Consider the following 20,915-nt stretch of genomic DNA (forward strand, 5'->3'; position numbering starts at 1 on the left):
ACTTCTACTTAAATAGGTTCAAAATTCAAGACGATCTCGGTCCCTTTGTTCACCAAAACCCCGGCCTCTGGTTCTTGACTTACCAACATCCCAGAGCCCTGCATTTTTGCACGTAGTGACTTGGCCTCGACGGTACGAATCGCTTCTCGCAACGACAGCCCTTGTAAATCGGGAACTTTTATAAGATCGGTTGTTTCTAATTCTTCGGCAACTGCTTTTTTGACAACCAAATCTTCCGATGGGTTTGTTTTATCGGTTACTCCAAAGCCTTCGGCTACAACGGTTTCTTTTTTGCCCTGTTTATCTTTTTTGTTTTTATCTTTTTCATTCTTTACTACTTTAACCGTAGCTTCTTGCGGTATCGCTAAATAAGCCAAGGTTTGTTGGGTGATTTTGCTAAAAGTTGGGGCGCTAACCGTGCCACCATAATAATCCCCCTTGGGTTCATCCACCGACACTAAAACCGCAATTTTAGGATCTTTGGCGGGGGCAATCCCCACAAAGGATGCTATATATTTATTACTAGCATAACCCTTTTTCCCCTCAATCACTTTTTGTGCCGTGCCGGTTTTGCCACCCACAATATAGCCATCCACTGCTGCTTGGGTTCCGGTCCCGCCAGGTTCTACCACGCCCACCAACATCTCCACTAATTCTTTGCTATGCTCTTTGCTCAACACCTCGCTCACCACTTGGGCTTGAGTTTTTTGCAAGGTGTTACCTTCGTGATCCATAATCTCTTGCACCAAATAAGGTCTCATTAAATGCCCTCCATTGGCAACCGCTGAATAGGCGGCGATTAGCTGCAGTGGCGTTACCGAAATACCCTGCCCAAAGGCAATGGTGCCCATTTGCACTTCTGACATTCGATCGAGGGGGTTTAAAATCCCTCGAATCTCTCCGGGAATATCAATTTTTGTGGTTTCTCCAAAACCCAACTTTTTAACAAATTTATAAAATCGTTCTTTGCCTAATTTTTGGGAAATTTTATAAGAACAAATATTGCTGCTCTTCTTAATCACCATCGCCAAAGTCATTTGCCCATAACGGCCATGGTCATGAATCACGTGTTTGCCTACAGGATAAGCCCCATTTTCACAGAACATCGAAGAATTTTTATTCATACCCAAAAGTTCCAATGCCGCTGCTGCCGTAATAATTTTAAAGATGGAACCTGGTTCATAAGAATCGGTGATGTTTCTATTTCTCCACTGATCCTGCGGAAATTCCCAATAACGATTGGGGTCAAAAGTAGGATACGAAGCCATAGCTAAAATGGCCCCCGTGTGGATATCCATGACCAAGGCAATGCCCCCACGAGCATTTTTTCTTTCTACAACCTCCTGTAGTTCTTTTTCTGCAATATATTGAATGGTCTTATCTAAGGTCAGCTTGATGCTTTTCGGTTTAAAGGTAGACATCAGGGCCTCTGAATCAAAGGGCCTGCCTTTAGCATCTGTTTCCACCAAAATCGGTTGGTCTTGTGTTTTTAAAAAACTATCGTAGGCCAGCTCTACCCCACTTAAGGCCTTGGAATCATAACCCACCGCCCCTAGCAAATTAGCGGCTAGCGCCGCATTAGGATAAAGCCGTTTACTTTCTTTAATAATCCCTAAACCTTTGAACTGTAATGAACGAACTTTTTCACTTTGAGTTTGCTCAATCCGCCGTTTGATCCAAACAAATCTTTTTTCGGGATCTAGTTTTTCTTCTACCTCACTCGGTTTTAAGTCTAAAGCCATGGCCACTTCGCGAATAAATTTGTCTTTATCTTCTACTAAATGCGGGTGCACAAAAACACTGTCGACTTTAATATCGGTGGCTAAAATTCCGCCTTTCGAATCAAAAATATTTCCGCGCCGCGGGGCCAAATTGATTTTACGATTATACTGATGGGTCGCCAAATTACGCAGTTTGGCATCACGAGTTAGGTGAAGTGTCATGGCACGGGCTATCACCAAAGCAAAAACCATTGTGAAAACCCCTGCCAAACAAAAAACCTTAACTTTAACTTTTTTGAGTGAAAATTGCCCTATGGCCTTAACCGGTTTGATTTTCTACATCCTCTTTTTTAAGATCGTCGCTGGCACGACCAACTTGGATTCTTGTTTAGGTTTAGCCGCAATTTTTAACTCAAGTGTACCCTTGGTTGACTCAGTCTTAGAATTTTTTGCCACCTTCATTTTTTCTTTGCTTGCTCCGGTTGGTTTTTTCACTTTCGGTACCGGCACAACAGGGGAGGGAGGTTCTTCAGCATGCAACAATTGAGCTAAATTAACTTCACCAGGTTGCGCCTGGAGTTGGCTTAAATAAACAATTTGCCCTTTCGCTGGCATGTTCATCTTAAATTCGTTTTTTGCAATTTCTTCAATGTGGGTCAGGTTTTTCAATTTTTGAACTTCAAAAGTAAGCATTTTGTTTTTTTGAACGAGTTCTTCTTTCAGTTCAATTTGTCGATTGATACTGTAGCCAAGATTAACCAACTGAATATTAAACCAGGTACGTAGCAAGGCAATGGCAACCGTAAACAAAAACACCACCGCTACAAAACCTAAAAATCTGGTTCGAACGCGGGCAAACTTAGATATTTTAGTTTGATTACGAACAGTGCGGGGCCGATAACGTGCACCCGTGACGGCAAGAGGCATATTAATCACCTATCTTTTCAAACACTCTTAGCTTGGCACTTCGACAACGCGGGTTGTGTTTTACTTCTTCAAAACTCGGGGTTAAGGGCTTTTTGTGGATCTTTTTGAAAGCTTCGCGATTTTTCCCAAACTGTTTTACCCTGCGATCTTCTAAAGAATGAAAACTTAAAACAGCTAATCTTCCGCCTTTTTGTAAAAAGGGCATGGGGGCTGCTAAAAATTTTTCTAAAATTTGCAGTTCTCGATTCACCTCAATCCGCAAGGCCTGAAAGGTGCGCGTTGCGGGATGAATTCTACCGCGCTTCAACCACGGCATGGCCTTAATGACTAACGTTGCTAATTGCTTGGTTGTGGTAATTGGATTTTTCCTTCTTTCAAAAAGAATCCGCTCGGCTATTTTGGGCGCTGCTGTTTCTTCACCATAATCTCGCAACACTTGAACCAAGCGCGCCTCCGAATAATGATTAACTATTTCGGCTGCTGTTAATTCATCTTCGCAGTTCATTCGCATATCCAACGGAGCATCCTCCAAAAAACTAAAGCCACGACTAGCATCATCGATCTGCAAACTACTTACTCCCAAATCCAACAAAATAGCCGAAGCAGCAGGGCTTCCCGAAGACCGCCAGCGCTCTTCCATGCGATCGTAGGTCGAATGATAAAAGAGCGTCTGGCTCTCCCAGGCCTTCAGGTTGACTTTTGCCCGCTCCAAAGCTGCTTCATCTCGATCCAAAGCAAGCATTCGCCCACTCGGGGCAATGACTTTTAAAATCTCCCCTGCATGACCACCTAAACCCACGGTTCCATCGATGACCACCATGCCGGGCTTCAACTGCAGGTGGGTTAATACCTCCTGCACCATCACCGGTTGGTGAATAAATTCGCCCTGCTCAATGCCAGGTTTGATTGTCATCGTTCTTGTAGTCAAAACTCATAACCGCATCGTCAACCGAATCATAAATCTTCAAAACTTGATCGGCGCCCACAAACTTAAAGATCTCCCAGGTGTAAGTGCTCATGTGGGCACACTTGATATCGCCACTCAGTTTTCGGATTTTTAAAGTTTGATCGAGCAAGGCAGCCAGCGATTTATAATTTACATGTTCCACCAGCTCAAAGTTAAGCACGACCTTGTTCATGCTTACTTCAAGCAGATCGTGAATCATGTTGCCAACAATGTTAAGGCTCAGGTCATCAATCTCTCCTAATAAATTGATGACCGCCACATCTTGCACCTGTCGCAAAGAAAACATGTTTGACTCCCCGATTTTAAATTCCTAAGTCAGGCAATCCGCCGTTTGATTCTGAAATTTTTTCTTGGGCGGTCTTAAACACTTGTTCCCATTTTTCTTTGGCCCAAATTTCAATCTTGCGAGTCATGCCCACAAAAACTACTTCTCGTTTAAAAAAGGCATAATCCCTTAAACTGGGGGGGACGATGATCCTGCCTTGCCGATCGATAGGGCATTCCATGGCGCCTGAAACAAACACGCGCTGCAGTGCCTTCACCTCAGTTTTAAATTGGGGCAAGGCAGCTACTTTTTCTTCGATTTTGGTCCACTCTTTGGTGGGGTAGGCCCATAGACAATCATCAAAGGTGGTCACGATGAGTTTTTCATCATCTTGGGTAGAAAGAATCTCTCGAAACTTAGCCGGTACCGAGACCCTACCTTTTTCATCAATATTAGCTTCGAATCGACCGCGAAACATCGTCATAGTTTACCACTTTAAACCATCTTTTGCCATTTTTTGGTATTTTAGACCACGAGGCTTGTACAAGTCAACGGAGAAATTTAAAAAATCTTCTCAGATTTTAGGGAGTTAGCCTTATCCACTCATTTATACACTCTGTGGATAAGTGAACTGTGGATAAATTAGGGGATGACCTTGTTTAAAGGATATTCAACAATCCCTTGGGCTCCCGCGCGTTTCAGGGCCGGGATAATATCTCGCACAATTTTTTCATCCACAATGACTTCCACACTTACCCACCCTTTTTGGCTTAAGTGTGAAATCGTTGGGGCATTGATGGCCGGAAGCAGTTTGGAAACACTTTCTAAATTTTTTTCTAAAACATTCATTTTAAGCCCTACTTTGGCCTCCGCCAAAATAGACCCTTTGAGCAATATCGCAATGTTTTCAAGTTTTTCGCGCTTCCAAGGGTCTTTCCACGCATTTTTATTGGCAATCAGCACGGTCACCGATTCTAAAATAGATTCTACAATCCGCAAATTATTGGCCCGTAAACTCGAACCGGTTTCGGTCAATTCTACAATCGCATCGGCCAACACCGGCGGCTTCACCTCGGTTGCACCCCAAGAGAATTCGACATCAGCGGTGACCCCCTGCTTTTTAAGATAGCGCTTGGTGTAATTAACCAATTCCGTGGCAATCCGTTTGCCTTGCAAATCTTTCACCCCTTTGACGGGAGAATCATTAGGCACGGCGATCACCCAACGCACCGGGTTTAAAGTTGCCTTCGAATAACGCAGTTCACTAACCTCGTGCACATTGGCATCATTTTCCATCACCCAATCTCGGCCACACAGCCCAGCATCCAACACCCCTTGCTGCACATAGCGAGCCATTTCCTGAGAACGGATGAGCAATGACGAAATTTCTGGATCATCAAACTTGGGCACATAGGACCTGCTCCCCAAGGTAATGCGATACCCCGCCTTTTTAAACAAATTCACGGTCGACTCTTCTAAACTCCCCTTAGGCACACCCAAACGTAATTCTTTTTTCTGACTCATGATAATCACTCCAAAAAATAAAAATTTGAGAAATTTCCATATTCTTTTTTCGACTGGACTGCAACTGGCTAATTTATTAAGGAAAAGATCCCTTGTTACGAACCAAAAATCTCCCCATCACTCTAATTTATATTTTATATTGCTTTAGCTTGGCTTTCTATTTTGGCTTAAGCACCCAATTCGAAAAAACTTGGGGTTTGTGGGGTGTTGCCATAGGGCAGGGAGTCATCTTTGCACTTATTCCCTTTCTTTTTGTAAAACTCTTTTCAACCACTTCCCTCCGTTATGTTTTCCCGCTTACTAAACCCCGTTATCAGGATTTATTACTCGTTATCTTATTGAGTGCTTTGGTGATCGTTTTGGCTAACTTTGTGCTTAACTTGCAAAATCAATATTGGCCATTGCCTAAACCCGAAGTGCAATATTATCAAAACCTCATTCGTCATAAGAACTGGTTTGTGTTAAGTAAAAAACTACTGTTACTAGCGTTCGTCCCAGCTTTTTGTGAAGAAATTTTTTTTCGGGGACTGATTCAATTTAGTTTGGCCAAAAGATTTTCAAATATGGTAACGATTGGTTTATCAGGTTTACTATTTGCCATTGCCCATTTTGATATTTATTATTTTGGCTATTTTCTTTTATTAGGGATTTTTTTCGCGTATTTACGGCATTATTATCGTAGTGTCACTCACCCTATGCTTGCCCACTTACTCAATAATCTTTATAGCTTGATATGAAAAAATCTTTTTTAGTCGCCCTTACTCTATTTATTATTTTAGATATGATCTTCGTGTTGGGATGGTTTGGAGTGAGTGGGCGAGTTTTATTAAAAGGGGGAACCTGCGAGGCCAGTTACCCCCGTTACATTATCAAGCCTTTTCTAAAAGATTTTGTGCAATGCAGCTACCGCAAACCCTGCGGAACACCTAGCCAAGACATGCTCGTTTATAATGCCCAGGCCGAACTTTTCACCTGCCTCTGCCAGAATAAAGAAAATAACCGAGCCCTCATCACCCAACTCTATAACCAAGAATTTCACCCCAATCTACCCTCAACCAAAACCGTTGATTTTATCTGCTCCGAAGCGATAAAAAAGGTTTACACAGAATAAAGGCAAAAATAATTTCATAGTCGAGCCTATCACTTAACCCTCGCTCCAACGCATGCGCCTCAGGACAGGCTCCAGCGGCGGGCCCCTCTGTCATTGCGAGGCCAGCCAGCCGAAGCAATCTCTTCTGTCTGACCGGTGGGATTGCTGAGTTTATCCTGAGGCTTTGCGAAGGACCCTTGTATGATCTCGCAATGACAGGAAGTCCGTAACGGTCATCCATGTGAAGGTCGCCGCTGCAGGCCGGGTCATAGAACAGCTTTTAGTTGTAAAATTATTTTTGTAAGTGCCTTTAAGCTTTCTTATAAACCGCCGCTAATAAAATGCCCGCCAAAATACATTCAACGGTCGTCCCCCCAACCCAAGCCCCGATGAGCTTAGGAGGATAAGGTGTCACCGCATACATAATGAGGTTAGGGGCGTTTAATAGAAGGCTGATATAAAAACCATAGCGAAACCCTTCGCCTAAGCCTTTACCTTCATGGCCCTTGGCAAAGATGAAACAAAACATCACGCTAGCCAAGATCTGCCCAAAGATCATCCAAAACATATACTGCTGCATGTCAGCTTCGGTACGCCACAAATGGGCTGTTTCAATATACATAGGTCTAAGGAGTATGTGATGAAAGCCCCACTCAAAGGCAAAAATAAAGGCAAACACCGCTACACTGGAGTAAATCAGTCTTTTGGTATTCATGAAATATCCTTTCGTTATGGCAAGTTTTTAGGTTTGGGCCTCTTATACTCTGAATTAACCACTAGCTGAACTAAAATTTTTTGGCTAAATTACAGCCATGGCAACGATTCGTCCCATGGCAGTGGCAGGTCTATTTTACCCAAGCAAGCCCCAAGAGTTACGCCAAGAAGTGCAAACCCTATTCTCGGAGGTAAAAAAGGCACCTCCCTTTAAGGCCGGAAATCTAAAGGCCCTGATCGTCCCCCATGCTGGCATTATTTATTCGGGGCTTACCGCGGCTTATGGTTATCGTTTATTACAAGAAAAAACCCCCGCGCCACAGCGTATCGTTCTGTTAGGCCCTTCCCATCATGCTTGGATCGAAGGGCTTGCCCTATCTCATTATCAATCTTTTGCCAGCCCCTTGGGTTCTGTCCCCATCGATCAAGCGGCCATCAAAAAACTCGAAGGCTTCTCCCAAGTTTCCCTAGCTGAAGCCACCCACACCCAAGAACATTCCCTAGAAGTACAACTGCCTTTTTTACAAATGATGTTAGAAAAATTTTCTTTAATTCCTTTTGCGGTAGGCGAAGCCAGCCCGCAAGCGATTGCTGAAATTTTGAATGTTTTATGGGGTGGCCCCGAAACCATGATCCTCATCAGTTCTGACCTATCCCACTATCTCGCTTATCAAGCAGCTAAAATAAAAGATGCCGCTACCATTCGTAACATTTTAGATTTAAGATTTCTTAATGAAGATAATCAAGCCTGTGGGGCGGTGCCTATTAATGGGTTGATTGAAATAGCTAAACAACGTCACCTAAAACCTGAATTGATCGATTATCGAAATTCAGGGGACACTGCAGGTGATAAATTTCGCGTCGTGGGTTATAGTTCGATTGCTTTTTATGAATGATAAAGGAAAAAATTTAATTATCATTGCCCGCAATGCCATTGGAGAGGCTTTTGGTTTTGAGCCTAAGGCTTACGAAGAAGGCCCATGGCTGCTTGAACCTGCGGCCACCTTCGTCACCTTGACCATGAGCGATGTCTTACGAGGATGTATTGGTTCGCTTGAAGCCCGGCGCCCTTTATTAGACGACCTTAAAAATAATGCCAAGGCCTCGGCATTCAATGACCCACGTTTTCCGCCTTTGGCCCAAGACGAATTCAATCTCATTCGGGTGGAGGTGTCTTTACTCTCAGCCCCTGAAGCGATAGAATCTAGCGATGAGGCCACTGCCACCGAACAACTAAGGCCCTTTGTGGATGGAATAATTTTTGAATACGGCAAATATCGCAGCACTTTTTTGCCCCAAGTTTGGGAACAATTGCCAGACCCCAAAGAATTTCTCATCCATTTAAAAACCAAGGCAGGGTTGTCGAGTGGTTTTTGGGCCGAAGGCGTTAAACTACAACGCTATACGGTGATCAAATGGAAGGAAACATAGAAACAATCCATCCTGGCCGTTACTGGCACCTTTTAACCGACGGCCGAATTCAATGTGACCTTTGCCCACGCGACTGTCGATTGCAAGAAGGCCAACGAGGTTCTTGTTTTGTAAGACAACGGGTCAATAACCAAATGGTGCTAACCACCTATGGTCGCTCCTCAGGCTTCTGCATCGATCCTGTTGAAAAAAAACCCTTGAATCACTTTTTCCCAGGCAGCAGCGTTTTATCCTTTGGCACTGCGGGTTGCAACCTTGCCTGTAAATTTTGCCAAAACTGGGATATTAGCAAATCACGCGACATGGACCGCCTGGCCGATCAGGCCAGCCCAGAAAAAATTGCCCAAGCCGCTCAAGCAGCCGGATGCAAAAGCGTGGCTTTTACTTATAACGATCCGGTGATCTTTTTAGAATACGCCCTAGATGTCGCAGATGCCTGCCATGCCTTAGGCATTAAAACCATCGCTGTAACTGCCGGTTATATTCAGCCTGAACCTCGAGTTGAATTTTACTCTAAGATGGATGCCGCCAATGTAGACCTCAAGGCCTTTACCGATGAGTTTTATTCTAAAGTTTGTGGCGCCCATTTAGCACCCGTGCTCGATACGCTAAAATACCTGAAACATAAAACCAAGGTATGGTTTGAAATCACCAATTTAATGATCCCGGGAAAAAATGATTCCGAAGCTGAAACCCGCCAAATGTGCCAATGGATTCATCAAGAACTAGGCGATGCTGTCCCTTTACATTTTACCGCCTTTCATCCCGACTATAAGATGATGGATATCCCACCTACCCCACCCACCACCTTGAAAAGAGCCCGCGAAATCGCTTTGAGTGAGGGACTGCAGTTTGTTTATACCGGCAATGTGCACGATGCCGAAGGCGGCACCACTGCTTGCCCCCATTGCAAGTCGCCTCTGATCGTGCGGGATTGGTATGAAATTTTAGCCTATCACATCCAAGCCGATGGCATTTGCTCTTCTTGTCATCAAAAGGTGCCAGGTCATTTTGAAAATTTTACAAAAGCCTTCGGTGCCCATCGCATTCCGATTACCATGACTTCTTAGGTTCTAACAGGAAAGGCTTTTGAGATAGGTTGCGCTGTCTTTAATTTTTATATTTTCAAATTGCTGTTCTGTTTTTAAGTGATGAACCAATTGGATGCCTGCAAGGTGATATTTTTTGCAAAAATAATTAAGCCCTTTGTGGAGATGATCATCGGTCCATTTGGCTTCAATAATATTTTTGATTTTATCATCAATCACCAAACAAAAATCAACTTCATTGCCGGCCTTGGTTTTAAGGTAATACAAACCAACCGGTTTGCCTTTTTGATCTGCAATTTGTAGCAAATATTTATATAAGCTTAACGCCACATAGTTTTCATATTTGGCACCCACATCACCTACTACTGCTCCTGTATCATAAAAATAAAGCTTAGGCTCTTTTTTGAGTGAATGCCTGATTTTACTAGAATAAGGGATAAGCCGAAAAACAATGTGAAGATCTTCTAAAATCTGAATATATTTTTTAACCGTATTGAGGGCTACACCCACATCTTCGGCTATGGATTGATAAGAAATAGTAGACCCCACCGAACGACGGAGAATTTCCAAAACATTTTGGATGGCCTTAAAATCATGGATTCGTTCAAAATCCAAAACATCAAAACGAATCAGGCCTTGCAAATATTGCGAACGCCAACGATCAGCGTCTTCATCAGAATTTGCCAAAAAGGCCTCGGGGAAACCGCCACGCTGAATTAATTTTTCCTCTTCGGCCACACTCGAACTGTTCATTTCTGCCAAAGACAAGGGTAACAAATGATGCAAAAAATACCGCCCCGCTAAAGAATCACCCGAATAACGAAAAGTATCCAACCGTGCACTCCCCGTCACCAGGATATGTAAATTTTGTGGGCGTGTATCATAAATACCCTTGAGATAATTTTTCCAACCAGGCATTTTGTGGATTTCATCAAAAATGATGAAATCAATTTCTCTCAACCAAGTTCGCTTTTTAATGATTTTGAGATGGTCAGGATCATCATAATTTAAATATAAAGGCTTTTTAAAAGTTTTCATTAATTCTTGCGCCAACCAAGTTTTACCCACCTGCCGTGGCCCAGTGAGAAAAACCATTTTTTTGCGGAGGTCTTGTAAAATGATGGTTTGCTGTGAACGAAACATATTACTATTATGCAATACTTTGCATAATAATCAATACTATTCTGCAAAATGTTGCAGAATGGATAAATTTCATGAAAATTGAGCTCAATTTAATATTTTAATAAGTAGGAATCGTGAAATTTGAGCCATCATTAGCAATCAAATCGGTGTCGTTGCCTGCAAAGAATGATTTGTCTTCAAAATTGGTGGGGATGCTCGGAGAAAGTGTAAAAGGAAAGTCGCTACTCCAAACATAAGCCGTTTCGTAGGCCGTGCAATTGCTAGAATCCACCACCGTAGGGGTTCCGGAACTCGCTTGTTGAATACAAAAAACATCGGTGGAACCACTCAACCCGCCGGCCGTAGAATCAACTTGAAAAATCGAGTTTTGCCCGGTGGCAAATTGCCCGCGCCCCATCGTTTGGGTAACTTCGGTATAAGTAGAACTATCTTGGTTAACCCCTTGGTCATACTTGGTTACCGTAAAATCACCTTCGCCATCCGAAACCGTGCTGCTACTACTAAGCACAACCCGACCCGTAATGCGGCTACGACTTTTAAAAACTACGTTATCGGAAGCACTGGTGAAACTGCCATCCACACCGTTGTAAATTGACGCTTGAGTGTATTGTAAATCAATATACAAAACTGTACTGCCCGATTCGGTGGTTTGTTGAAACGTGGTATAAACGACTTGTTTAATGTTGGATTCATCCCCACGGGTGCCTGTTTCTTCGGTATTTGTCGAAGTGTTGTCGCTCATTTGGACCACACGTATAATGCCACTGCTATCTTGGCCATACAAAAGAGTTTCGGAATTGTCTCCAGTCGTAACCGCCAAGCAATCAAAATAGCGATCGCTGCTGGTGCCATTGCTAATGCTGCCATAAAAGGCAATCGTCACCTCGTCACTGCCCGAGAAAGCTGTCGCGCCGGTACAGTCAAGCAATGCATCGGTAGAAAGAATTTCCCCCACCCGACTGGCAAATTGATCGAGCAATACCCTTATCTTAGTCACAACCGCAGGGCTAACATTGGGGTCTCCAAAGACATCGGTTAAAACGTAATAGGTGCTGTCACCAGTATAGCTACTCCAACCCGAATCTGCACCATAGGTGAGGGCTGCTGATAACTCGTCTTTTGAAATGGAAGAATTTCCGCTCGTCATCAAAGGCACAAGCCCACCCGCTGCCGTCTCAAAATTAGTCGCTAAATTTGTGTTGTCAGTATCATCATTATTATTGCTGGACGAACCGCCACATCCCACTAAACCCAAAATAACAAACCCTAGAATTATCTTAACCCGCATAATACCCCCTCATCAAAGTAATGCTTGAAAAATGATTTTGAATGAATCAGGATAGCTTGTCGATGGGTAATTTTTGCCATGCTTTAGAACCCGTTGTAATTATGAAAAAAATTAGAATTTTTTTAAAAATAGGCGTGGGTTTGTTTTCTTTACTTTTAGGGGTAAATTTTGCCCAAAGCGAAGAGCTTGCCCAATTTGCCATCGGCACAGATAGCCTTACAATCAGCCCTAGCACGACTACAGTCATCAAAGGCTCCACCCAACAATTTGCCGCCACCCAAACCACCGCTTCGATTAGCCAAGGAGGTACGGCTTGGGGTTGTGGCAATGGTGGATCAACGGGATGGTCGGTAGTAGGCGGTGACAGCAATGGGACTATTTCAACAGCAGGTCTTTATACACCGCCCTCTACGTTACCGGCCGACCCTGAAGTGACCATACGATATACGAATGCAGGGCTTACGGCCCAAGCCACCGTCAATTTAAGAACGGCTACCAGTATTAGTTTTGGCACCACCACCCAAACCAACACCACCGCAATCCTCATTAATGTTGTAGTGGTTGAATCTCTCTTGGGAGGATCGGGTAATCGCATTGCCAGTCGAGTAGGAAGTTTGCAAACTGGTTTTTCGTGGCTAGGGATTGATAGTGGTGGTTTTGCTGATGTCTTCTTCAATCAACAATCGGGGCTGTCTGGTTTAGTAGGCCTACAAAATATTTCGAATGATCCAACCGGTAATCAAATTCCACAAAGTGTGATCATTGATAGTGATCTCAATCCCGGCGTTTTTATAACTGGGGCTAATGGGTTGCAATACTTGAGTAGTCAAAATGATGGTGCCAGCTTTGGCACCCCCGTCGCCATTCAGTCGGTCAGCACTCAGCCTGCCACAGCAGCTTCTGCCATTGATGCAAATAATAATCTCCACGTGGTTTACACAAATAATTTTGATTCTGATGAAGATGACAACGATGGCAATGGAGATGATGGGTTAGTTGAAACTGGCCAAGTTAAATATGCCCAAAGCACCGATGGTGGCCAAACTTGGAGCACCCAGGTGATTCAAAGCTCTACCAATGTCCAAATAGATCCCGCCTTGGCTGTGAGTGAAGATGGCCAAGAAATTTATGTTTGTTATGCTGACGATCTAGGTACAGATGAAACCTTTGAAATGATGTTTACCAAAAGCACCGATGGTGGCACCACCTGGGCCACTCCTCTTGAATTAAAAGAAAGTTTAGGGATTAGCCCTCAAGAAGGTTTTTCGGCTTTCTGTCAAATTGCTCTAGGCCCCAACAACGAGGTTTATCTCACCTATAATGAGACTTTAACCGGCAGTGCCGTTGACCATCATCTTTATTTTACCCAAAGCACCAATGGAGGCAGTAGTTTTTCAACCCCCATACAAGTAAGTTCACAAGCCCTGACTCAAAGACCCTATATCTATTTTAATCATTTTATGGCGGTGGATTCCCTGGGTCGCATCGATATCATTTGGCCCCTTGATGTTGGGGCAACCAACGCCCCGCCCGATACCATCATGTACGCCCGTAGTACCGATGGCGGTGTAACTTTTTCCTCAAATACCACCCTCGCCGGTGGGCTTGCTACCATTCGCGCTATCCCCATTGGCCTAACCCACGATATTTCGGGGCGAGTTCACGTGCTCTATTTAGATAGTGGAACCAGCACCACCGAATACAATGTTTTCTACATCCGCGGTGAATAACAAATTCACTTTGCAAATCCCCCTTAAATCCACTAGAATTATTTGATACAGTTAATTGTAATGAGAGGTTGGTGATGAGGTATTTTTTGCGGGGGGCGTGTTTAATCCTTATTGGCATTACGACGCTTTTAACCAATAAAGGGATGGGGCAGACTATTGGTCCTTCCCAAGGTGGTGGGGGTTTTGGTTGTTCTAACTCTACTTCCAGCAGTGGAGGTAGTGGGACCGATGCGCTCACGATCTCGCCTTCCGGCACTGTAACCGTCACGAAAGACGATACCCAACAGTTCACGGCTAATAAAAGCGATGTCACATGGTCTATTGTAACTTCTGCTGATATTAGCCTAAGCGAATCTTTTGGTGAAATTTCAACAACGGGCCTTTACACACCTCCTAGCACCTTGCCTTTAAATCCAAGCACCACACTCCGCGGTTGTGCCGGCTCCGAATGTGTGGATGTAACCATTAACCTCCGCACGGGCGATTCCATCACCTTTCCCGCCACCGATACACAACTCAACACCACTGAAAATTTTGTGACCAGTGGCCAAGACTTTTCTGTTGCCTATTCCGGCATTGGCCATCGGCTTGACACCACCATTGGCTCACTTCACAAAACGATGGGTTATCTTACTGAACTCAGTGGCTCCAGGGCCAGTACTGAAAAATTTGGGTTGTTCAATCTCCTTAACGTCGCAAGCCCTGTCGAAGACTATATCGACATTACGGCCACCAACAATGAAATTCCCTTAGCGATTTTTTATCTCGACACCTCCACCCTCGCGGTTTTTTATGTCGACTTTTTAGCCAACCGTTCAGGAAGTTCTATGGTACTAAAATGGAAAACCATTGATGAATCTGGAACGACCCAACAAAATCGCAGTTCAGTGTTAACAGATGTGTCAGGCCTTCAATTTAGGGCCGATGTTTATAAAAATGGGAGTTATTTTGACGGCATCATGGCAATTTGGGATGCAATCACTTCACCTACCTTGAGTCGTTTAGTGTTCTTTCGCTGTGCTACGGATGGATCCTCTTGTACGAGTAGTACCATAGCTTCTAGTTCGTCGTTGATTCATTATTATCCTGAAATTATCTCGATTGGAGATACGCTCCATATTTGTTACATGGCCACCAATAGTGCTGGAACCAACCAACAAATTTATTATACCCAATCCACTGATGCCGGCTCTAGCTTTTCAAGCCCCACCCAAATCACTAACGATTCGAATGGCTGGCTCTATTGTCAGATTGACATGTCACCTCTAGATAGCAACAAGCTTTATCTCACCATGTCTGGAGAAAGCGGTGGTTCCCGCACCGAACAAATCGAAGGTGAAGTGGGTAGCGAAACTTCCCTCTGTAGCGCCGATTGTTTAAACACCTCCGCAACCGGTCAAACCTATTTTAGCAAAAGTACAGACAATGGAACTACCTGGAGTACCGCTGCACCCATTGGTACTGGCATTTCCCGTTCGGTGGATTCAGTCAATGAATTGATTCATTTCATGGAGGTTGATTCGTTAGGCAGGATTGATCTTGTTTATGGTACCCTCAACGACTCAAGGCGAACCATCTACCACACTCGCAGCAGCGATGAAGGAAGCACTTGGACCACCCCTGTCGCCTTAGGCACCCTGGATTCAAGGCCGGTAGGAGTTAATCACGATATCTCAGGAAGGCTGCATATTTTTTATCACTGTGAAGAAAGTGCGAGTTCAACCAATTATTGCTTCAACAGCGCTGAATAATTTTATTCCAAATAGCGAAAGCTAACGGCATCTAGATCAAACCCGGCTGCCCCGCCACCACCGCCATTGTCAAGGTCGGTAATTTTAACAAATTTGATACTACCAACGCCCACTTGGTTCAAATCAAAGGCATCTCCACCGGCAACATTAGGATCTGTGGGATCAATATTGTTATTGGGATTGGCTTGCACGGGGTGAACGCCCGCACAACCCGGATAGAGCAAGGCCGCATTGTCTGCATCACAAGCAAAATCAACAAAAGCCTCCCCATTGTGACTGACACTGACCGTCCCTAATTCTTTGAAGGGATTATTAGGATTGCCGCCAATCAAAAATGGATTTTCAAAAACCATAAGATCAGCCCCTGGCCCATCAAAAGCAAAACTTTCTGATTCCAAGATAATCTCACCGCTGGTCCCAAGGGAAAGCACATTTAAACCAGCCCCCAAATTTCCGCCCCCCTGCGGAGAGCCCAACACAATTTCAGGAAACTTATTACTACCAAACCCAGCCCCCGCTCCTGGTAAAAAACAAACCACCCGATCTGCAAACGAATCAAAATGCTGTTCTAAAGGTGCCAGGTCACGAGAAATATAAATTGTTTGATGGTAATTCCCCCAACTCACCTCAATTCGGGCGCAACCTGATTGCTCGCCTGAGATATTTCCATTTTTATGCAATTGGGCAACTTGTAAATCACTCGAAGTAAAACTTAAAGCCATTTTTTGTTGTTCATTAAGTGGGGCCTGGGTCCCATCTGAAAAAATTCTGTAAAATTGAGTGGCATGGTCATTGAGCTCGCCGATGATGACCAATTGCGGTTCTACTTTAAAACCCGTAACTATTTTTGAGTCATTGGGATCTTCTTCTACCACGGGCGGTGGAGGCGGAGGGGGTTCGGTGGGGGTCGGAGTAGGAGTAACGATCGGAGTTGGAAACGGCTTTGATGTTGGCACTACCGTTGGCGTTGGGCTTGGGCTTGGAGTGGGTGGTAAAGAACAATCCCAAATTTTGACTAAATAAGATCGGCCAAACTCTGGGTGTAAAACAATCAAATAAGTATAACCAACTTTACTCGCAGTCAGTTGCCCTGCTTCATTGATTGAAAATAAAATGGGCCCAAAGTTAAACCATTGAATGCCTTTACCCTGAAATTCATTCTGAACTAAATAAGTCTGACTTTGCTGATCGGTTAATTTCAAATATATATTCACTTGATCAGATAAACACAGTTGTAAGGGGATTGCAGGATCAAACATTTGATCATCAATCACCAAATCAACTTTAGAAATTTTAATAGGGTTTTCTTTTATCACAGCTGGCAAGCTCGAAGGCGTGGGTGCTGGAAGCTCTTCTTGATTGGTCGTGGCTTTAGGTTCTTGAAAAACTTCTGAACCGCAGGCACTCAAACCTAACAGTGATAAAATTAAAAATAGGAATTTTATTTGTTTCATAAGATTCACTCTCCTAATTTAGAGATTGCTTCGGCAAGATTGCCTCGCAATGACATGGGGGCGGTGTCATTGCGAGGCGAGCCGAAGCAATCTCTATGACGACATCAATACGTTTGCACGGCCTTCAACACGCCTGGACTGGCTTGAATGATAAAAAGGTCTGGCCCACTAAAATCAGTGCCCGGAGTCCCTGGCCTAAAGGCAATCGGGCCAACCCCTGTTACCCCAGGATTATCGGTTTCTGTAAAATCTAATACTTCTGATAGTAAGGGATAATTGGCATCACCCAAATCTATCCCAAAAATTTTATTGTCGTTAAAACTAGCCACCGCCAGCAATTCACCATCGGCTCGCACGGCCATGTCACTAATAAATTGCAACTGGGTTTGTTGACTGCCTAAATAAATAGGATTACTCGCACCACGCACCGTGGTCATAGCATTGAGATCAATCGCATAACATTTGTTTTCCATATAACTGCCAATAAATCCCAAATTATCTTCGGCAGCATAGGCTATTTTTTTGAACGTCAAACCTACCATGCCCATATTAAGCGAAGTAAGGGTTGTTAAAGTTGTGGTGTTCAACCGATCTAAGAGTGAAGGTGTCGTAGGAACTGGTTTAAAACCTTCATCGTATTTAAAATCTCCCGAATTGGTGATGATCAAATCACCAACCTTGCTTAAAAGCAGGCCGGTGGGATTAAATCCGCTCACCTCAAGATAAGGGGTGGCAGCGATCGTCAAGTAGGGTGAACTGTCGTGCAAATCATAAAGACGCAAAATGCCCTTGGCGCGATATGTTGTACCCGTTGCTGTGAAATACAAATTGGCCATGCTGACAAAAACCTTATTTTGTGACACAACTACATCTGAAGCAAAAGAAGGGCTGAAATTGCCTGATAAAGAAATTTCTTGGTCCCCGTCACCATCTGTATCCACAGCCTCCGAAAGCAACAAAGGTTGTTTCAATTTAAAAACATCGGCCAGTGAGACCGCTTGCAAAATTTGGCCGCTGGTTGGATTAAAATAAACCAGGCTTGCCCCAGTTAATAAAAACCCTTGGGTGGGGCTTAAAAAGAAAGACCCAACTCCAAAATCAAGACTTGACCCCTTTGGCAAGGTACCAAGATCAAGTCCAAAAAATTTGAGGCTCGCTTGGAGATTGTTTAAATCAATCGGGACCAAGTAAGGAGGTTCAGCCAGCGTAATAAACGCTGTATCTCGCATCCCGTCAATATTGGGGATATCGATATCAGCGGGAAACAACGACCCCAGGTTTAAACTGCCACAACTTCCTGCCAATTGTTTGCCATCATCAGCAACCGGTTTACAAGGCGCCGTGCTACTAAATTGTTCCTCGGTATTTTCTTGGGTGATAATCCCCCCACCACAACCCACAAAGAAAAATAAAATGATTAGTATAGAATATCGTTTTATCTTGTTCATATTTGTTACTCCTATTATCAATGTCATATATGGATCCCGGCTCGAGGGCCGGGATGACGTAATGCCGTCATGCCGGACTTGATCCGGCATCCATTTTAACTCTTATATCCCACCGTCACATACGCCTGTATTCCCGGCAGCGGGAATCCACGCGCATCTAACGTCGACACATTGCTAACGTTTTTTACCTGTACGGTTAAAAAATAAAATTTTTTGAATTTAAGCGTCCCGCCTACATCCACGAGGGTTCGATTTTTAATAAAAGTCGTATTGGCAAAATCGATCGGCAAATCATCCACCCAATTGACTTCTGCAAATAAAACACCCCAAGCGTTACTCAATTCAATCGAGCCATTAATTTTATGCCGGGGGCGACCAGGAAGTTGAGCCGAACTATTTTCAAAACTAGAATCTAAAAAAGTATAATTGCCTTTTAATTCCAAAAAAGAAAAAGGCTGCACCGTAAGATTGGTTTCTACTCCTTGGGTCACAAGATCGTTGGTGTTGATCGGTGCAATCGTATAGGCACTCACCGGTACAAAAATAATTGAATTGGCGATGTCATTACGAAAGTAAACGACTTCGGCCTCTAATTTAGAAAATTTTACCCCCACCCCCCCATCAAAATTAAAAGCTGATTCTTTTGATAATTGAGGATTGCCCCGCAGGTAACCAAGATTGGGCAAATAAAGTTCGGTAAAATTAGGAAACCGAAAAGAATTGCCAACATTAATTTTAAAATAAAGATGAGCTATGGGTTTTAAAATGATTCCCAAATGCCCTGCCCACTCACTGCCAAAATCTAAGGCGTGCTGAAAACGTAAACTGGGGTTTAAATAAAGTTTTTCCTGCCATAGCGAGATTTCATCTTGCAGTAATAGGGCATTGCTAAGTCGAGTTTTATTTCCAATGGCCGCAGCGCCACCTTGCAAATAATCATCACGAAAATAATCGACTCCCAATTCATACAAAAGTTTAAAGGCATGATTGTGTTTGGCAAAGGTCTTGAAATAATCCGCACTCGCTTGTTGGGTAAAGTTGACATTGAGATAAGTGACATCAATCGCCCCACCTAAGGCTGGGGTCAGGTCCATAAAATGACTGCGGCTTAAATTAACCGATGGTAAAAAGGTAAGGTTAAGATTTTGCATCCCAACATTGTGCCCCATCCATTTTAACCCCATGGTATTACGCGCTAAATTTTCATGGGCATTGAGAGGCAACCCTTCAATGACTTGGGCTTCTGTGCCAGGGATATCACGATCGCTGTAATAGAGATTATTGACCCAAGTGGCTGACCAATTTTTGTTGATAGCAAAATCAAACCGCGAAAATAAATTTTCGCTCAAAATAGCATTGTTTTCGCGAGTAAAAGTTTGGCCGCCTCCAAACGCACGGCCCCCAATGGTTAGCGGAGTCGATTTAAATTTAAAATCACCTTGAGAATTTAAATGCGTATGATTGATTTGAAATCCCCATTTTTCAAAGCGCTTACTGATTCCCCCATCCAGGCGTGCTGTCCAAAAAGAACCTCCTGTTAAAGCCAAATGATAATCTTTTTCTCCCACGGCTTGCTGGCTCACAATATTCACCACTCCCCCAATGGCATCGCCACCAAAACGACTGCTCCCCCCACCACGAATGACCTCCACTCGATCCGCCGCGTTCAAGGGCAGTGTCGAAAAATCAAGTGAATACCCCTGCGGCGTATTGATACGAATGCCATCCACAAATACCGCCACTTGTTCACTACTAGATCCACGGATCTGCAAGGTCGTGTAATGCCCCAGGCCACTGGTTTCTTTGGTGTAAACCCCGACTTCTTTAGTTAAGACCTCGGGCAAAGTACGCATTTGCAGTTTAAATTTTTTAGGTTGAATAATAGAAGAAAAAGCCGAGGGTTTTTCTAAAGATTCTTTAGAAATTTCTTCTTCGGCTACAATCTCACCTAAATCCGCTTCGCCTGACAAAGGCGGTTCAGCCCAAGCAAGACAAGAAAACAAAAATATAAATAAAATAGCGACCGCGCCCATCTCTCAAGCCCACGAAGAGATAAGTTATAGTTGAACTTTGTGCTAGGTCTCCTGGCTTAAGAGATTTCTTCAAGCCTTCCCATCTTGAATGGACAGTGGCTGTTTTTTGAAGAAACGTTTTTCTCTATTACAGTGGCGGGACCGCGCTTGATTTACACAAGCTTCCCTTGAAGCACCAAGTTATTGTTCAAAGAGTCTATAAGCAGGATTGAGAACACTGTCAACCCCACTTCGTTTGATTGTGGTAGCCGAGTGAAAGTGTCAGTACTAACTGCCGAGTGAAAATGTCAGTAGCTATCCTCCGAAAGGAGGAGAAGGATGCTACTAACAATGAGAGATAAAAATAAAATTGAGGTGATTGAGGCAGTCATGGACGAGAG

The 20,915-nt window shown here is 43.7% G+C and carries 19 protein-coding genes and 1 riboswitch; of the genes, 7 read left to right on the forward strand and 12 right to left on the reverse strand.

The genetic code is table 11. The features are described from left to right. Nucleotides 1-8: 8 nt before the first annotated feature. The 6 genes from HYU97_11910 to HYU97_11935 all read right to left on the reverse strand — a co-directional run bounded on the left by HYU97_11910 (nt 9) and on the right by HYU97_11935 (nt 5,404). Complete coding sequence (locus HYU97_11910; GenBank protein ID MBI2337454.1) at nt 9-1,973, reverse strand: transpeptidase family protein; 1,965 nt, start codon at nt 1,971-1,973, stop codon at nt 9-11. A gap of 84 nt (nt 1,974-2,057) precedes the next feature. Next, entirely contained in the window at nt 2,058-2,648 is a 591-nt protein-coding gene (locus HYU97_11915; GenBank protein MBI2337455.1) for a cell division protein FtsL, read from the reverse strand. Nucleotide 2,649: 1 nt separating this feature from the next. Next, nucleotides 2,650-3,561 carry a 16S rRNA (cytosine(1402)-N(4))-methyltransferase RsmH gene (gene rsmH, locus HYU97_11920; GenBank protein MBI2337456.1) on the reverse strand — a complete coding sequence of 304 codons (912 nt, stop codon included), beginning with the start codon at nt 3,559-3,561 and terminating at the stop codon, nt 2,650-2,652. After that, nucleotides 3,539-3,901, reverse strand: a complete 363-nt coding sequence (locus HYU97_11925) for an STAS domain-containing protein (protein ID MBI2337457.1) — start codon at nt 3,899-3,901, stop codon at nt 3,539-3,541. The genes rsmH and HYU97_11925 overlap by 23 nt, the downstream gene beginning before the upstream one ends. Before the next feature lie 16 nt (nt 3,902-3,917). After that, entirely contained in the window at nt 3,918-4,364 is a 447-nt protein-coding gene (mraZ, locus tag HYU97_11930) for a division/cell wall cluster transcriptional repressor MraZ (GenBank protein MBI2337458.1), read from the reverse strand. 158 nt (nt 4,365-4,522) lie between these two features. Beyond that, a complete protein-coding gene (locus tag HYU97_11935; GenBank protein MBI2337459.1) occupies nt 4,523-5,404 on the reverse strand; it encodes an ATP phosphoribosyltransferase in 882 nt (293 codons plus the stop codon). A gap of 92 nt (nt 5,405-5,496) precedes the next feature. Between HYU97_11935 and HYU97_11940 the strand changes: the two genes are divergently transcribed. Both HYU97_11940 and HYU97_11945 read left to right on the forward strand, forming a co-directional pair. After that, the gene (locus HYU97_11940) at nt 5,497-6,141 is read left to right on the forward strand and encodes a CPBP family intramembrane metalloprotease (GenBank protein ID MBI2337460.1); all 645 of its coding nucleotides are present in this window, start codon (nt 5,497-5,499) and stop codon (nt 6,139-6,141) included. Beyond that, entirely contained in the window at nt 6,138-6,515 is a 378-nt protein-coding gene (locus HYU97_11945; GenBank protein MBI2337461.1) for a hypothetical protein, read from the forward strand. Before HYU97_11940 ends, HYU97_11945 begins: the two co-directional genes overlap by 4 nt. A 289-nt stretch (nt 6,516-6,804) precedes the next feature. Here HYU97_11945 and HYU97_11950 read toward each other — a convergent pair whose 3' ends face one another. Further along, nucleotides 6,805-7,209: a hypothetical protein gene (locus HYU97_11950; protein MBI2337462.1), complete on the reverse strand. Its 405-nt coding sequence runs from the start codon at nt 7,207-7,209 to the stop codon at nt 6,805-6,807. A 97-nt stretch (nt 7,210-7,306) separates the two neighbouring features. Here HYU97_11950 and amrB point away from each other — a divergent pair, with 97 nt between their 5' ends. From amrB to amrS, 3 genes are read left to right on the forward strand one after another with little or no spacing between them, the layout of a single operon-like run. Next, nucleotides 7,307-8,104: an AmmeMemoRadiSam system protein B gene (gene amrB, locus HYU97_11955; GenBank protein ID MBI2337463.1), complete on the forward strand. Its 798-nt coding sequence runs from the start codon at nt 7,307-7,309 to the stop codon at nt 8,102-8,104. Next, a complete protein-coding gene (gene amrA, locus HYU97_11960) occupies nt 8,097-8,639 on the forward strand; it encodes an AmmeMemoRadiSam system protein A (protein ID MBI2337464.1) in 543 nt (180 codons plus the stop codon). The genes amrB and amrA overlap by 8 nt, the downstream gene beginning before the upstream one ends. Further along, nucleotides 8,624-9,709 carry an AmmeMemoRadiSam system radical SAM enzyme gene (amrS, locus tag HYU97_11965; protein ID MBI2337465.1) on the forward strand — a complete coding sequence of 362 codons (1,086 nt, stop codon included), beginning with the start codon at nt 8,624-8,626 and terminating at the stop codon, nt 9,707-9,709. Before amrA ends, amrS begins: the two co-directional genes overlap by 16 nt. Nucleotides 9,710-9,712: 3 nt before the next feature. On the opposite strand, the gene HYU97_11970 is transcribed toward amrS, so the two are convergent. Further along, nucleotides 9,713-10,831: an ATP-binding protein gene (locus tag HYU97_11970; GenBank protein MBI2337466.1), complete on the reverse strand. Its 1,119-nt coding sequence runs from the start codon at nt 10,829-10,831 to the stop codon at nt 9,713-9,715. Nucleotides 10,832-10,928: 97 nt separating this feature from the next. Next, a complete protein-coding gene (locus tag HYU97_11975; GenBank protein MBI2337467.1) occupies nt 10,929-12,119 on the reverse strand; it encodes a hypothetical protein in 1,191 nt (396 codons plus the stop codon). Between the two features lie 41 nt (nt 12,120-12,160). Here HYU97_11975 and HYU97_11980 point away from each other — a divergent pair, with 41 nt between their 5' ends. Further along, nucleotides 12,161-13,849: an exo-alpha-sialidase gene (locus HYU97_11980; protein ID MBI2337468.1), complete on the forward strand. Its 1,689-nt coding sequence runs from the start codon at nt 12,161-12,163 to the stop codon at nt 13,847-13,849. 74 nt (nt 13,850-13,923) lie between these two features. Beyond that, complete coding sequence (locus HYU97_11985; protein MBI2337469.1) at nt 13,924-15,600, forward strand: exo-alpha-sialidase; 1,677 nt, start codon at nt 13,924-13,926, stop codon at nt 15,598-15,600. Nucleotides 15,601-15,602: 2 nt separating this feature from the next. Here HYU97_11985 and HYU97_11990 read toward each other — a convergent pair whose 3' ends face one another. The 3 genes from HYU97_11990 to HYU97_12000 form a co-directional block, all read right to left on the reverse strand. Then, a complete protein-coding gene (locus HYU97_11990; GenBank protein MBI2337470.1) occupies nt 15,603-16,139 on the reverse strand; it encodes a hypothetical protein in 537 nt (178 codons plus the stop codon). A 1,019-nt stretch (nt 16,140-17,158) separates the two neighbouring features. After that, nucleotides 17,159-18,502, reverse strand: coding sequence for a hypothetical protein (locus HYU97_11995; GenBank protein ID MBI2337471.1), 1,344 nt, complete (start codon nt 18,500-18,502; stop codon nt 17,159-17,161). 95 nt (nt 18,503-18,597) lie between these two features. After that, entirely contained in the window at nt 18,598-20,505 is a 1,908-nt protein-coding gene (locus tag HYU97_12000) for a TonB-dependent receptor (GenBank protein ID MBI2337472.1), read from the reverse strand. A 53-nt stretch (nt 20,506-20,558) separates the two neighbouring features. Continuing rightward, nucleotides 20,559-20,727: riboswitch (cobalamin riboswitch) on the reverse strand. Nucleotides 20,728-20,915: the final 188 nt, after the last annotated feature.

This window comes from Deltaproteobacteria bacterium, assembly GCA_016183235.1.
Taxonomy (GTDB): domain Bacteria; phylum UBA10199; class UBA10199; order DSSB01; family JACPFA01; genus JACPFA01.